The sequence below is a fragment of the Cupriavidus sp. SZY C1 genome, assembly GCF_032190535.1.
In the GTDB taxonomy this organism is placed as follows: domain Bacteria; phylum Pseudomonadota; class Gammaproteobacteria; order Burkholderiales; family Burkholderiaceae; genus Cupriavidus; species Cupriavidus pauculus_C.
Genome location: NZ_JAUANU010000001.1, coordinates 562,961 through 577,415 on the forward strand (window position 1 = coordinate 562,961; position 14,455 = coordinate 577,415).

The window sequence follows — 14,455 nt, forward strand, 5'->3', positions numbered from 1 at the left end:
ATTTCACGGGAAACTCAGAAGGAGAAAGCATGAACTTCAAGCTCGTCACCGTTTCGATCGTCGCGGCGGCCGCCCTTGCGGGTTGCGCCACGGAGCAGCAGACCAACACCGCGGTGGGTACCGGCGTTGGCGCGGCGGTCGGCGCAGGGCTGGGCAACCTGATCGGCGGCAACACCACCGGCACGCTGGTGGGCGCGGCCGTGGGCGGCGCGCTGGGCGGCGCCACCGGGTACAACTGGAACGCCATCCGCGGCAAGCTGAACAAGGACACGGCCGGCACGGGCACGCAGATCACCGAGCAGCCGGACGGGTCGCTCAAGGTCAACATCCCGAGCCAGGTGACCTTCGATACGGACAGCGCCACGATCAAGCCGTCGTTCCGCAGCGTGCTGGACCAGGTGTCGCAGACGCTGAGCCAGCACCAGGATGTGGCGGCCAACGTCGTCGGCCATACCGACAGCACCGGCAACCCGAGCTACAACATGCAGCTTTCGCAACGTCGCGCCCAGAGCGTGGCGTCGTACCTGGGTGACCACGGCGTCTCGCGCAACCGCCTGACCGCCGAAGGCCGGGGCCAGACGCAGCCCGTGGCCGACAACGGCACCGAGGCCGGCCGGGCCCAGAATCGCCGTGTCGAAATTTTCTTGAAACCAATTTCGGGGTGACCAGTCATAGAGTTCAGGTACCGCTTGCCACCGTTGCTGGCTCGCGATGGGTGGCTGACCTCCCGGGCGGTACCTGATTTCTCCTCCTTTTCCGTTGTGGAAAGCTGCGCCGGTGACTAACCGGCGCTTTTTTTTGGCCGTTCGCCGCCGAATCGGCCAGTTCTGGCCCGATTCCCGCCCCTGGCGGCCCGATTGTGCCGCCCCGGCCGCCATCCCGAGCAATCCGGCGTCGCAGTTGCTAAAATAGCCGGTTCCTTCGTCCGGCAGCCGCCGGGCGCGCACCGATCCCCACTGAACGGCCACTTCATGACCGCACGCCGCATCCTTGTTACCTCCGCCCTGCCGTACGCCAACGGCCAGATCCACATCGGCCACCTGGTGGAATACATCCAGACCGACATCTGGGTGCGCTTCCAGCGCATGATGGGCAACGAGGTCTACTACGTCGGCGCCGACGATACCCACGGCACCCCGGTCATGCTGCGCGCGGAAAAGGAAGGCATCACGCCCAAGCAGCTCATCGACCGCGTCTGGACCGAGCACAAGCGCGATTTCGACAGCTTCCTGGTGTCGTTCGACAACTACCACAGCACCGACGCCGACGAGAACCGCGAACTCTGCGAGAAGATCTACCTGGCGTTGAAGGACCAGGACCTGATTGCCGAGCGCGAGGTCGAGCAGTTCTTCGACCCGGTCAAGAACATGTTCCTGCCGGACCGCTTCATCAAGGGCGAATGCCCGAAATGCGGCGCGAAGGACCAGTACGGCGATTCATGTGAAGTTTGCGGCACAACCTACGTGCCGACCGACCTGAAAAACCCGTACTCGGTGGTGTCCGGCGCCACGCCGGTGCGCAAGTCGTCGACTCACTTCTTCTTCAAGCTGTCCGATCCGCGCTGCGAGTCGTTCCTGCGCGAATGGGTGGCCGACCTGGCGCAGCCCGAGGCCAGCAACAAGATGCAGGAGTGGCTGGGCGCCGAGGGCGAGGCATCGACGCTGTCCGACTGGGACATCTCGCGCGACGCCCCCTACTTCGGCTTCGAGATCCCGGGCGCCCCGGGCAAGTATTTCTACGTCTGGCTCGACGCCCCGATCGGCTACTACGCCAGCTTCAAGAACCTGGCGGCCCGGCGCGGCATCGACTTCGACGCCTGGGTGGGCCCGCACTCCACGGCCGAGCAGTACCACTTCATCGGCAAGGACATCCTGTACTTCCACACGCTGTTCTGGCCCGCGATGCTGAAGTTCTCGGGCTACCGCACGCCGACCAACGTCTTTGCGCACGGCTTCCTGACCGTGGATGGCGCCAAGATGAGCAAGTCGCGCGGCACGTTCATCACAGCGCAGAGCTACATCGACACCGGCATGAACCCGGAATGGCTGCGTTACTACTTCGCCGCCAAGCTCAACGCGAGCATGGAAGACCTGGACCTGAATCTGGACGACTTTGTCGCGCGCGTGAACAGCGACCTGATCGGCAAGTACGTGAACATCGCCAGCCGGGCGGCCGGTTTCCTGGTCAAGCGCTTCGACGGCAAGGTCGACGAAGCCGCACTGGCCAACCCGCTGCTGGAACAGCTTCGTCAGGCCGCGCCGCAGGTGGCCGCGTACTACGAGGGCCGCGAGTACAGCAAGGCGCTGCGCCTGGTGATGGAGCTGACCGACGCCGTCAACGCGTTCGTCGACACCAACAAGCCGTGGGAACTGGCCAAGGACGAGGCCAAGCGCGACGCGCTGCACGCCGCCTGCTCGGTCTCGCTGGAAGCGTTCCGCCTGCTGACGGTGTTCCTGAAGCCCGTGGTGCCCACCGTGGCCGCCGGCGTGGAGGCGTTCCTGAACGTCGAGCCGCTCGACTGGCGCGCCATCGACCGCCAACTGTCGGCCGACCGTCCGATCCAGCCCTACCAGCACCTGATGACCCGCGTCGACGCCAAGCAGATCGAGGCGCTGCTGGCCGCCAACAAGGAATCGCTGCAGGCCGCCAACCCGGCCGGCGCCCCGGACGCCGCCGGCGCAGCCATCGAGCCGATCGCCGACACGATCACGATCGACGACTTCGCCAGGATTGACCTGCGCGTGGCCAAGATCGTCGCCTGCCAGAAGGTGGAAGGATCGAACAAGCTGCTGCAGTTGACGCTGGACGTGGGCGAAGGCAAGACGCGCAACGTGTTCTCGGGCATCCAGTCGGCCTACACGCCCGAGCAGCTGGTGGGCAAGCTGACCGTGGTGGTGGCCAACCTGGCGCCGCGCAAGATGAAGTTCGGCATGTCCGAAGGCATGGTCCTGGCCGCCTCCGCCGCCGACGAGAAGGCCAACCCGGGCCTGTACATCCTGGAACCGCACAGCGGTGCGGTGCCGGGGATGCGGATCCGCTGACACCCTTCGTTGTGACTGCCGCCAGTGGCCGGGACCGGCCACTGGCCATGCATAGCCTGAACCGCGCGTCCGAGAATCTGCCCGGACCATTCGCCAGCGCTCCTACCGGGCGCATCTTCCCTCCCGTTCGTCCCAAAGCCTGGGCGCAAGCCTGCCGCCATCAACAGATCGACGGTTCGTCACGCAGGGGCGTTCAATTTCGTAAAGCGGCTATTCACGAGCGCGTGCGCAGTTTCTAGCGTGGATCCGGCATACACCTCCGTATGCCGCATACGCCAAGGAGTTCAGCATGCCAAAAGTGATTCACCGCTGGTTGGATACCTGTGTGCTTGCCCGGGTCATCTCAATCGCAGTCGCATTGTTCATGCCCTTGTTACTACCCAGTCCTGCGCAAGCCCAGGTTGGGCCCGATCTTAAGGTCTGCTTCTACGAGCACGCAGGGTTCCAAGGCGAGCGATTCTGCGTGGGACCGGGCAAACTCCACGATGTACTCCCCCCGTGGATCGACCGGAAGATTTCCTCGGTTCGGGTGCCGCGCGGCTTGAAAGCCTTGCTGTTCACCGAACAACTTGGCGATGGCCGAGGGTTAGGCACAGACCGCGACCTTGACTACCCGGTTCTGGCCCGCATCGGCATGAATGACTTGACCCGATCGCTCCAGGTTTCCCGGCTGCAGCCAGACTGCACCAAGAATTGCCAGATCCTTCTTGGGAACGCCTATGACCTGCAAACCCAGTTCGAGAAATACTGGACCCAATCCAAGGCCGGACATGTGAGTCTGGCATTCGAATTGCGCCGCGACCGCCCATTCACAGTCCAGACGTTTGGCATGAGCGTCAGGTTCGATGGCTCCAGCGCCACCATCGAGACCATGCCATCGCTCCCACGCTCCGTGACCCGCCTGAGCACCATCCAGGTCGCGCCATCTGCCGCATACGGGGTCGTCGCCTTCGCCACGGATGGGCGAAACTTCATCTCGACACAAGTCTTCCTGACAGACAAGAACCGACGGTATCTGAATGCCACGCCGATCATTACCAGATCGCTGCAAATGGGGGCCAATTCGACATTGGCCATTCACAACACCGTGGTACCAGGACGTTCGCTGGGCACGCTATCGCTGACCGCCGCCTCGTTCGCCGTCGAGGACCAGCCTACCAGCCGGCGCGTCCGCAGAGGCACCCATTGCTGGAACACTCCCATACTGGCTGTCATCAATCTCTTTTCCGGAAACTGTTCGACGCCCAGTGCCGATAGTTTCTACGCTGACGACCGGGATAAACCCGAGAATAACCTGACACTCATCGCCGGGGAAAAAGCAAACGAATCAGCCGCATTTCCTGCCGTTCATAAAAATGCCGGCACTACCGCGCTGCTCGATGAAATTATCGGCATCGGGCAGAACCCCATGGCGATTCACGCGGCCGCGCGCGTCTGCGACAAGTCGCTGGCTGCGGTCATCCGATCGCGCGAGCGTCGTGGCGTTGATGACCAAGTCGATTGCGGTTTCCAGACGGCAGCCATTATCACGCTTTACCAGGCAGCGTTCAGCGAATACTGGAACCAGCAGGATTTCTGGACCATTATCGATAACATCCGCCGTACAGGTCGCGCTGGTTACCCCACCAACGACGAGCGCAGCGCAGAGCGCCTGGCATCGGCCGTCATGGCCCGCGTCACCGAGTTAGAGCAGATCAGGCAAAGCTTCCACGAAGCCAACGTTCTGTATCAATACTCGACGTATGGCTCGATGGATTTCGAGAACATCACCGCCCAGTACGCTGCGGCGCGTGCCGCCATGCCGCCAGGGCCTGGCCCAAGTACCCGCTTTGCAAACGTCACGCAGGCCGCATCGGCTGCCTTGGGCCGGTACACGCTCGACATGCGCGACTATCGCCCGCCCGCCTCTCGACCGCCGCGCCTATGGTCGAATGGCCAGTGGGTAGAAACGCAAGACGCATTCTCCTCGGAAATTCTCGTCAGCACTGATACCCAGCGACTGGGAGAAATCAGCACAGCCCTTGCGCAATGGGAAACCGACTACCGGGCCGCCGCGGCTGCCGCAAGCACCGGCGGAGACAGCAGCTATGCGCGACTCCTGCAAATGGGCGTGTCCCTGAGCCGTAGCTTGCAGCAGCGTATGGCGATCGGACCCCGTCCCAACATCGTCGTCGTAGCCGTATCGTTCCGCGGCCAGGTCGTGGCGGTACTGCGCGGTTATTTTTTCGGTGACGGGACCAGCGCTGATATCGGGTCTGCCGTGAGCATGCCGTCGAATGTCCAGTTGCCGTACCGTGAGGGTGCGTTGCGTGGCGCCGGTGGATTCGCGCTTGCGGCCTTCCTGGACTACGCCCGGCAGCGTGGCGTACGCATCGTCAATACCAATGTGGCAACCGCGCCATCCGCGGAGATTGCCCGCGTTGGATTCCGCTTCTCCGATGAACTCTAGGCGGGACCTGAAGATGCGCGGACGCCTGGGCTGACTAGCCGCCGCCCATCTTCGACGGATCGTCGCTCCGCGACGTCGTGCCGACCGTGCCATCAGGGTTGAAATGAACGTTGAAAAACGCACGGTCGGTCGGGGTTTCCATCCAGCGGTAGCCCCAGACCTCTTCCTGCTTCAGCCGGAACGCCTCCACCTTGGTCGGCTTGCCCAGCAGGCGGCGAATCTGGTCTTTGGTCATCCCGGGCCGCACCCTGGCGAAGTTCGCGGCCGTCAGCGCCTGTTCGATGGCGCGCACGGTGCCGTCGGGGTTGGTCGTGACCATCCACGTCGACGTGCCTTCGGGCCCGCGCGGGTATTCGAGCCGGCGGCCGCCGTCCGGCTCTTCCCAGACGATCTCGGGCTTGCCGGCCTGGCGCCGCACGTCGTCCTCGGTCGATTTGCCGATCTCGATGCCCTTGAACAACTGGCTGTCCGGCTTGACGCTGTTCCACGTGTCGGTGGCCACGTCGCGCGCCTTCTTCATCGCTTCATCCACCTTCTGCTGGTCGCACCCGAACAGGGCGAGCAGGCTGGCTATCAGTCCCATGGCGGCTAGGCGTCTGCGCGACGCGCGGTAGAAAGGTTTCATCGCAGGCTTCGATTCATCGTTTGATCGCTTCGACCGGATCGCCGGCCGGCGCGCTGGCGCCTTCCACGGCGGCCTCGGCCGCCGCGTTCGAACGCCGCCCCGACCCGCCGGAAAACAGCGTACTCCAGTTGTTGAAGCGCCGGTTGAACAGCACCGACAGCCCGTTGATCGACCCGCCCTTGGCAATCAGCGACCAGCGCCGCGAGAACGCCCAGGTCAGCTTGACCACGTTGGATGCCGACGTCAGGCTCTGCTCGTAGCCCACCGAGATCTGGTCCGACACCGCCTTGCCGATGCTCACCACCTGCTGGTCGTTCAGGCCCGCCGTGCTGGGCCCGATCGAGAATTCGTCGATGCCGAAGTGCGACACCACGCTCTTGCCGGCCTTGCCGCCGATCATGCCCAGTGCCGCGCCGCCCAGCGCGCTGCCGCTCAACTGCCGCTGCTGGCTCGACCCCGCGCTCTCGGCGCCGTAGCCGAACATCAGCCACGACAGCTTGTCCTCGTCGGGCACGTTCGGCTCGGACACCAGCCGCACGCGCGGCAGCCGCACCGTGCCCGTCACCTCCACGCCGGCCTCCACCTCCTGGTTGCGGCGCATGGCGCGGATGAACATGTTCGGGTTGTCCACCGGGCCGTTGAAGTTGATCGTGCCGCGGTCGATGTCGAGCTTGCGCCCGAATGCCTCGTAGGTGCCGTCCACCACGCGCACCGTGCCCGTCGCGCGCATCGGCGACAGCGGCTCGCTGCGGATGCCCAGTTGCCCGGCCAGCAGGATGTCGGCCCCGGCCCCCCGGAAGCGGAAGTCATTGCCCAGGTCGATCGTCACGTCGATCAGCGGGCTGAAGCGGCTGGCGGGCTTGGACTCCGGCACCACCGGCGTGGCCGCCGTCTTCAGTTCGCGCTCGTCCTTGCGGCGCACCACCACCACGTCGTCGCCCAGCACCGGCGCGCTGGCCTTGGGCAGGTCGAACAGCCCGCGGTCCACGCGGAACTTGCCGCGGATGGCAAGCTGCTGGTTCTCGTTGGCGATGCCGGCCTCGCCCGAGACGATCAGCGTGCGCTCGGGGCTGGCAAACAGCTGCAGCCGGTCCGCCACGATCCGGCCCGTGATGTTCGGATCGGTCTGGCCCAGCTTGACCGCGCCCGTGGCCGTCAGCGTGCCGTCGCCGCCGCGAAAGCGCACCTGCCGCAGTTCCACGGTGTTCTGGTCCAGCACCACGTGCACCTCGCCATCGGTCAGGCGGATGCCAAGGTCGTACAGCGTGATGCCGATGTCGCTGCCATCCACGGTGCCGGTCAGCAGCGGATTGCCGACCGTGCCGGCCAGCCGCAGCGCCGCCGCCAGCTTGCCCTGCAGCGCGTACTGCGGCCCGGTCAGCGCTTCCAGCGACTTCAGGCGCGGCACGTCGGCGGTGACCGTGCCGCCCAGCGCCGACGCCGGCCCCACCGTCAGCAACCCCTGCTCGGTGACCAGCCCGGCCGACGCATCGACGGCCACCTTGCCGATCCGCTGCGACGTGGTGCCGCCGCGCAGCGTCACGCGGTTGCCGCCAAAGTCCGCGCGCAGCGCCGTCTCGCCCAGCCCCAGCGTGGTCCAGCCCCGGCCGGCGTTGACCGACGCGTCGCCGCTGCGCCGCCGCACCTCGGCAAACCCGGTGGCCGTCTCGGCCAGGTTCAGGTTCCAGTTGGCGTCGAGCACGAGGTCCGAGCGCACCGGCGGCGCCTCGCCCGTCCACGTCTCCATCAGCTTGAGCAGGTTGGCCACCTCCACGCCGTTGAAGTTGCCCTGCGTGCGGATGCGCCCGTGATCGAACTCGAAGCCGTCCACGCGCATCGTCGCCCGCGCGAACTGCAGTTGCGCCGGGCCCAGCCGGATGCGCTGGTCCGCCACCATTAGCTGCGCCGGCGCCAGCAGCCGCACGTTCACCGCGCCGCGCTCTTCCAGCGTGCGGATCGTGCCGTTCCAGCCCTGCTCGCCGCGCCAGGCGCCCTGCCCGGCCAGCGCCAGCTGCATCGCCTGGCCGTGCATCGTGCCGGCCGCGCGGGCGTCGAACGTGTGATTGGCCTGCGTGCCGCTCAGCGTGGCGTCGAGCGTGCGGATCGACGCCTGCGGGCCCTGGTAGTCGCGCGCGGCCAGCCGGGCGGCCAGCGTGCCGTCCAGCCCGCCGCGCAGTTCCACGTGGCCATCGGCGCTGGCCACCTTGTGCGGCCCCACCACCAGCGCCTGTGCGCTGTAGTCGCCCACCACCTCGGGCTTCTTCAGCGTGCCGGTGACCACGGCGTCCAGCCGGGCGCGGCCGCCGACGCCGAATTTCAGGCGATCCAGCTGCGGCGCGTCGACGTTGACCCGCAGGCTGTCGCCCCGCGCGCCAAAGCTGCCCTTGAGGTTGACCTGGTTGCCCGCCATCAGCAGCGACGCCTCGCTGGGCAGCAGCCGCTCGCCCTCCACGCGCACCTTGCCGTTGCCGGTCATCGGCAGCCCCGCGTACTCGCTCTCGCCCAGTGCAAAGTCCAGCGCCACGCGCAGCACGTTCGCCAGCGACCCCTTGGCCGAGAAATCCGCGTTGATGCGGCCCGGCGCCACCCTGGCCAGCCGCGCCGGGTCGAAGTTGGTCAGCTTGCCCTTGAAGTCGAACGCCTGGGCGTCCTTGAGCCCGAGCTTGCCGTCGGCCGTCAGCGTACCGCTGCCCAGCCCCGCGCGCAGCGCCGCCAGCGTGACCGCCTCGGCATCGATCCGCGCATCGGCGAACAGCTTGATCTCGCCGCCCGCCACGTCCAGCGCCACGCTCTGCCGGCCCGGCTCCAGCCGCACGATGACCGGCCCGGACAGGTTGGTCGCCACCATGCCCGTGTGCAGCGCCGCGGCGTCCAGCCGCCGCACGTCCAGGTCAAAGCCGCCGCGCCCATCGTGCAGCGTGCCCTGCCCGACGATCTCGGCGCGCCCCGGCAGCGTGATGCGCAGGTTGCGCAGCGTCTGCGTCATCTCGCTCATTTCCACCCGCGCCTGCACCGCGTGCACGGGCAGCCGTTCCTTGTCGATCGGACCCGGCTCCAGGTTGCGGACCGTGACCTCGCCGGCCACGGCCAGCGGGTTCCTGGTCGGTGCGGCCGGCGTGGGCACCGGCGCCGACGCCGACGCGGCCGATGCAGCCGCCACGGCGCTGGCCGTCGATTCGCCGGGCCGGGGCTGGGCCACCTGCGGCGGCGGCGCGATGGCCTCCACCGGGCGCAGTTCGGCATGGACGGTCAGGTTGGCCTGCGGGGCCGTGGGGCTGAACAGCCGGGGGTTGATGCGCTCGCCATCGACAATCAGGTGCGTGAACGGCACCTTGCCGAACGGCGTCACGTCGGCGTTGCCGCTCGCGCGGATGCGGTCGCCGTTGGCTTCCAGTTCGGCGCGCAGGCTGTCCAGCGACCCGCTGGCGGTGGCGGAAACGGCATACGTCTCTTCCTTCCAGCGCCCTTCCAGCAGCGCCTCGGCCGACAGCGGGAACGGCGTGGTGCCGCCGATCTGGGCGTTGGCCTGCAGCTTGCCGTACGGCGTGACCAGCCGGTCGACGACCACGCGATGCCGCTGCCCGTCGCTGTGCAGCGCGCCGGACAGGTCCGACAGCACGAGCGGGCTCGACGTGGCCGGCGGCCCCTGCAACAGCGACAGCTCGGCCACCGTCAGCGTGTCTACGTCGACAGCCAGCGGCAGCGTCAGCGAATCCGGCATCCGGGCCGGCTCGGTGCTCGGGGCCGACGCCGGCAGCCGCGCGTCGATCTTGCCCAGCCGCAGCCATTCCACGTGCAGCCGCCGCGGCGACCACGAAAGCTGCCAGCGCGCGTCGATGCGGTCGACCGTCACGCGCGTGTCGCCGCTGGCGTAGACCACGTCGCGCAGCCGCAGCCCGCTGGCCACCGATCCGCCCTCGTACGTCCCGGCCAGCATGCCGGCCGACAGCCGCGTGGCGATGTTCCACAGGTGGCGCGTGCCGGTCTCGGTGCGCAGCGCCTGCACGGCCGTGACGGCCAGCGCCACCAGCAGCGCCAGCAGCACGGCCACGGTCCAGCCCAGCACCTTCCAGATGCGGCGGCGGGGCCGGCGCGGCTGGCGCGGGGCGTCGCGGTCCTCGCGCGGCACGGGCGGCATGTCCGGCATGTTCATCAGAACGCCACCCCGAGCGAGATATGCGGCCGGAACTGCCGCTGCTGGATGCCGTAGCCGATGTCCAGCTGCACCGGCCCCACCGGGCTGCGCCAGCGCGCGCCAACGCCCACGCCGTGGTAGATCGTGATGCCGTCGAGGTTGTTGGTGGCCGTGCCCATGTCCCAGAACACCGCCGCGCCCCAGTCCGGCTTGAACCAGTACTGGTATTCCAGGCTGCCGGTGCCCAGGTAGCGCGCCGGCAGCACGCTCTGGCCGTTCGGCGTGCCGATCGACTGGTAGCTGTAGCCGCGGATCGAATCGGTGCCGCCGGCGCGGAAGCGCAGCGTGGCCGGGATCAGCGACGGGTCGTCGGAGGTCATGTTGGCGCCCAGTTCCAGCCGGGCGACGAACAGGTCACGGTTGCCCACCGGCACGTACTGCCGGATGCGGCCGTACACGCGCAGGAACGTGGCGTCGCTGAGCGCGCCCTTGGCGGCCACGCCCACCTGTGTGTTGATCACGTTGCCCCGGCGCGGAAACACCGGGTTGTCCACGTCGCGGCGCGTCCACGCGAACGCCGGCACCAGCGCCTTCGAGTACTGCGATGGCTGGCCGTACGGCGTCAGGATGTCGTAGTAGAAGTCCAGCGAGACCGTGGTGTCGTACTTCTCGCGCGAGCGCGACCGCTTCAGGCCGGCGCGCCAGCTCTTGGTGTCGGTGCTCTCGATGTCAATGGTCCGCTCGTAGCTCGTGTAGAGGCTGTTGCGGTAGGTGTGCGAATCGGGCGGCATGGCCATTTCCGCAAACGCATACTGGCGCTTCTGCTCGATCCGGGCCTGCGAGTCGAACACCCAGGCGCGGTTGAACAGGTTGTAGTACGAGTAGCGGCCTTCGACCTGGGCGCCGGTATCGGTCGTGAAACCGACGCCGGAGCTGAGCCGGTGCGTCGGGTACTCGCGCACCTTCACGCGCACCGGCGCCGTCACGGTCTGCTGCTGCGCGGCGGCCTCGGCCGAGGTGGCGGCGGGCGGCTCCTCCAGCTCGACCTGCACGTTCGAGAAATAGGGCTGGTTCTGCACCGCGCGCTGGAATTCCAGCAGGCGCTCCACGCGGTACGGCTCGCCCTCGCGCAGCGGGTTGACATTGCGGATGATCTGCTCGGGATAGCGGCGCGTGCCCTCGATCTCCAGCGGCCCCAGCACATAGGCCGGCCCGCTCTCGTACTTCGCGCTCAGGTCGGCGGCGTGCTCGTCGGGCTCGATCCGCGCCCGGGACGACGCCAGCCGGGCGCCGTAGTAGCTCTGGCTCTGCAACTGCACCAGCGCGTCTTCCTTGGCCTTGTCCCAGTCAGCCTGGCGGAACGGGTCGCCCACGGGCAGGCCCCACTTGCGGCGCATTGCCTCGATCTGCGCCGGCGACTGGGTGGCCGCCGGGCCGGCCACCTCCACGTCGGCCCGGCGGATCAGCGTGCGGGCGCCGGGGTCGACGGTGATGTGGACCACGCGGCTGTCGCCCTGACCTTCCACGGTGGCCTTGGTGACCGGGTCGAACCAGCCCTCGGTGGACGCGAACTGGCGCACCTGGTCGCCCACGGTCTCCACCATGTACTGGAACTGGTCGTCGGAAATGTCGGTGCGCGTGGTGTAGCGGGCCAGGTCGAGGTGTTCCTCAAGGATGTCCTTGAGCGCCTTGGGGGCGTCGATCTCCACCTTGTAGGCGGCCTTGGCCGCGTGGGCGTGGCCCGGGGCGCCCAGCAGCGCCGCGATCAGCAGGACGGCCAGGCACAGGGCCAGTGCCGCGGCGCGCGCACGCCGGCCGGCACCGCCATGGATGCGCCGCGCCTGTGCTGCGACGGTCGGTTCGGCCAGCCGGCCCAAATCAAGCGTCATCCGTCCTAGTGGCTCCCGAATCAAGTCGCTATTTGACCACACCACCGGCCGCGCCAGACCATCGTCCGGGCAAATTTGACGTTTTCAGCGGGGTGACCGGCAGCGCCCCGTGCCGATACGGTAAAATCCAGCCCCGTCATCCCCAACGCCGCCCCCTGCGGGCACAGGTTTCACCATGGCCATGTACGAATCGGATATCACCCAGTTCCTGAAGACCCTCAAGCAGGAGCGCCCGTCCCTGGAAGCCGAACAGCGCGAAGGCCGCGCCCTGCTGTGGGACAAGACCCCGATCGACCTGGAAGAACGCGCCCGCGCCAATGCGTCGCGCGTGGCCCAGAAGCCGTACGTCTACTCGTCCGACAACTGATCTGCCACCCGGCCCACCCCCTCCCGCACCCGACACGATGCCGCCGAGCGACCCGCTGGACCCCGCCGCGCAGGAAAAGCTGACCCTGCCCGTGGCGCTGCCCAGCGTGGGGCAGCCCGGCGCCGGCACGGCCAATCCGGCCGACATGGTCGACGGGCTGGCGTTCGCGCGGCTGTACGGCGAGCCGCTGTTCAAGCTGCCGCAGGACCTGTACATCCCGCCCGACGCGCTGGAAGTGTTCCTGGAGGCGTTCGAGGGCCCGCTGGACTTGCTGCTGTACCTGATCCGCAAGCAGAACTTCAACGTCCTGGACATCCCGATGGCCCAGGTGACGCGCCAGTATCTCTCGTACGTCGACCAGATCCGGCAGCGCAACCTGGAACTGGCGGCCGAGTACCTGCTGATGGCCGCGATGCTCATCGAGATCAAGTCGCGGATGTTGCTGCCGGTCAAGAAGGCCGACAGCGACGAGGAAGCCGAGGACCCGCGCGCCGAACTGGTGCGCCGCCTGCTGGAATACGAGCAGATGAAACTGGCCGCCCAGCGGCTGGACACCGTGCCCCAGCTTGGCCGCGATTTCCTGCGCTCGCAGGTCTACATCGAGCAGAGCATCGCCCCGCGCTTTCCCGACGTGGAAACCGTGGACCTGCAGTCCGCCTGGGCCGACGTGCTCAAGCGCGCCAAGCTGAACCAGCACCACAAGATCTCGCGCGAGGAACTGTCCGTGCGCGAGCACATGAGCCAGATCCTGCGCCGCCTGCAACACGCCCGCTTCATGGAGTTCAGCGAGCTGTTCGAGGACGCCATCCGCTCCGGCAAGGGCGTGCCCGTGGTGGTGGTGAACTTCATCGCCATGCTGGAGCTGTCGCGCGAGGCGCTGGTCGAGATTACCCAGGCAGAGCCGTTCGCACCGATTTATGTGCGATTGGCGTACACGCCGGCCTGATCCTTCCACCGGGCGGAACAATTGCCGCGGGCTGCCGGCCTGAACCGGCGCGGATGCTCTACAATCCGCCGACAGCCGGCCACTGTGTTCCCTAGAGTCCGGCACGCACGCTGCCACGCAGCGGCACGCTCAACCACGACGGCACACCACATTTCATGAAAGTCATTTCCTCCATCCAGGCGCTGCGGGACCAGCTCCGCGGCCAGAACCGCGTGGCCTTCGTGCCCACCATGGGCAACCTGCACGAAGGCCACCTGTCGCTGATGCGCCTGGCGCGCCAGCACGGCGACCCCGTGGTGGCGTCGATCTTCGTCAACCGCCTGCAGTTCGGCCCGAACGAGGATTTCGACAAGTACCCGCGCACGCTGCAGGACGACATCGAGAAGCTGCAGAGCGAGGGCGTGTACGTGCTGTTCGCCCCGACCGAATCGGACATGTACCCGGTGCCGCAGGAATACCGCGTGGACCCGCCGCACGACCTGGGCGACATCCTGGAAGGCGAGTTCCGCCCGGGGTTCTTCAAGGGCGTCTGCACCGTGGTGATGAAGCTGTTCTGCTGCGTACAGCCGCGCGTGGCCGTGTTCGGCAAGAAGGATTACCAGCAACTGATGATCGTGCGGCGCATGGCGCAGCAGTTCGCGCTGCCCGTGGACATCATCCCGGCCGAGACCGTGCGCGCCGAGGACGGCCTGGCGCTGTCGTCGCGCAACCGCTACCTGGGCGAGGCCGACCGCAAGGAGGCGCCGGTCCTCTACAAGACGCTGCACGAGGTGCGCGACACCGTGCTGGGCAACGGCAACGTCGACCTGCTGGCCGTGGAAGCCGACGCGCTGGCCCGGCTGCAGGCGCGCGGCTGGAACCCCGACTACGTGTCGATCCGCAAACGCAGCAACCTCCAGGCCCCCACCCGCGAGGAATTCGCCGCCGGCGAGCCGCTGGTGGTGCTGTCGGCCGCCAAGCTGGGCAACACGCGGCTGATCGACAACCTGGAAATCTGAAGCGC

Annotated in this window: 9 protein-coding genes; 6 read left to right on the plus strand and 3 right to left on the minus strand. The window is 67.4% G+C overall.

Annotation, left to right across the window (positions count from 1 at the left end; all coding sequences use genetic code 11):
• The first annotated feature begins 29 nt into the window (after positions 1-29).
• The 3 genes from QTN24_RS02665 (at position 30) to QTN24_RS02675 (ending at position 5,490) form a co-directional block, all read left to right on the plus strand.
• Positions 30-665 carry an OmpA family protein gene (locus QTN24_RS02665; RefSeq protein WP_124683444.1) on the plus strand — a complete coding sequence of 212 codons (636 nt, stop codon included), beginning with the start codon at positions 30-32 and terminating at the stop codon, positions 663-665.
• Between the two features lie 306 nt (positions 666-971).
• Positions 972-3,041, plus strand: a complete 2,070-nt coding sequence (gene metG / locus QTN24_RS02670; RefSeq protein WP_313835224.1) for a methionine--tRNA ligase — start codon at positions 972-974, stop codon at positions 3,039-3,041.
• Positions 3,042-3,330: 289 nt separating this feature from the next.
• Positions 3,331-5,490 (plus strand): hypothetical protein, encoded by a 2,160-nt coding sequence (locus tag QTN24_RS02675; RefSeq protein ID WP_313835225.1) that lies wholly within the window; start codon positions 3,331-3,333, stop codon positions 5,488-5,490.
• Between the two features lie 34 nt (positions 5,491-5,524).
• Here the strand turns inward: QTN24_RS02675 and bamE are convergent, their stop codons facing one another.
• The 3 genes from bamE to QTN24_RS02690 are packed head-to-tail and all read right to left on the minus strand — an operon-like array spanning position 5,525 to position 12,139.
• Entirely contained in the window at positions 5,525-6,073 is a 549-nt protein-coding gene (gene bamE, locus QTN24_RS02680) for an outer membrane protein assembly factor BamE (RefSeq protein WP_124683441.1), read from the minus strand.
• A 55-nt stretch (positions 6,074-6,128) separates the two neighbouring features.
• Positions 6,129-10,268, minus strand: a complete 4,140-nt coding sequence (locus tag QTN24_RS02685) for a translocation/assembly module TamB domain-containing protein (protein WP_313835226.1) — start codon at positions 10,266-10,268, stop codon at positions 6,129-6,131.
• Positions 10,268-12,139 carry an autotransporter assembly complex family protein gene (locus QTN24_RS02690; RefSeq protein ID WP_313835227.1) on the minus strand — a complete coding sequence of 624 codons (1,872 nt, stop codon included), beginning with the start codon at positions 12,137-12,139 and terminating at the stop codon, positions 10,268-10,270. Before QTN24_RS02690 ends, QTN24_RS02685 begins: the two co-directional genes overlap by 1 nt.
• Positions 12,140-12,314: 175 nt before the next feature.
• Between QTN24_RS02690 and QTN24_RS02695 the strand changes: the two genes are divergently transcribed.
• The 3 genes from QTN24_RS02695 to panC all read left to right on the plus strand — a co-directional run bounded on the left by QTN24_RS02695 (position 12,315) and on the right by panC (position 14,450).
• Positions 12,315-12,506 (plus strand): DUF3460 family protein, encoded by a 192-nt coding sequence (locus QTN24_RS02695; RefSeq protein ID WP_124683438.1) that lies wholly within the window; start codon positions 12,315-12,317, stop codon positions 12,504-12,506.
• A 37-nt stretch (positions 12,507-12,543) separates the two neighbouring features.
• Positions 12,544-13,452: a ScpA family protein gene (locus QTN24_RS02700; RefSeq protein WP_313835228.1), complete on the plus strand. Its 909-nt coding sequence runs from the start codon at positions 12,544-12,546 to the stop codon at positions 13,450-13,452.
• A 155-nt stretch (positions 13,453-13,607) separates the two neighbouring features.
• Positions 13,608-14,450, plus strand: coding sequence for a pantoate--beta-alanine ligase (gene panC / locus QTN24_RS02705; RefSeq protein ID WP_124683436.1), 843 nt, complete (start codon positions 13,608-13,610; stop codon positions 14,448-14,450).
• Positions 14,451-14,455: the final 5 nt, after the last annotated feature.

Excerpts from the sequence above, each read along its gene's own strand:
- QTN24_RS02695 (WP_124683438.1), top strand. The coding sequence starts at position 12,315 with ATGGCCATGTACGAATCGGATATCACCCAGTTCCTGAAGACCCTCAAG.
- QTN24_RS02665 (WP_124683444.1), top strand. The coding sequence starts at position 30 with ATGAACTTCAAGCTCGTCACCGTTTCGATCGTCGCGGCGGCCGCCCTT.
- QTN24_RS02700 (WP_313835228.1), top strand. The coding sequence starts at position 12,544 with ATGCCGCCGAGCGACCCGCTGGACCCCGCCGCGCAGGAAAAGCTGACC.
- metG (WP_313835224.1), top strand. The coding sequence starts at position 972 with ATGACCGCACGCCGCATCCTTGTTACCTCCGCCCTGCCGTACGCCAAC.
- bamE (WP_124683441.1), bottom strand. The coding sequence starts at position 6,073 with ATGGGACTGATAGCCAGCCTGCTCGCCCTGTTCGGGTGCGACCAGCAG.
- QTN24_RS02690 (WP_313835227.1), bottom strand. The coding sequence starts at position 12,139 with ATGACGCTTGATTTGGGCCGGCTGGCCGAACCGACCGTCGCAGCACAG.
- QTN24_RS02685 (WP_313835226.1), bottom strand. The coding sequence starts at position 10,268 with ATGAACATGCCGGACATGCCGCCCGTGCCGCGCGAGGACCGCGACGCC.
- QTN24_RS02675 (WP_313835225.1), top strand. The coding sequence starts at position 3,331 with ATGCCAAAAGTGATTCACCGCTGGTTGGATACCTGTGTGCTTGCCCGG.
- panC (WP_124683436.1), top strand. The coding sequence starts at position 13,608 with ATGAAAGTCATTTCCTCCATCCAGGCGCTGCGGGACCAGCTCCGCGGC.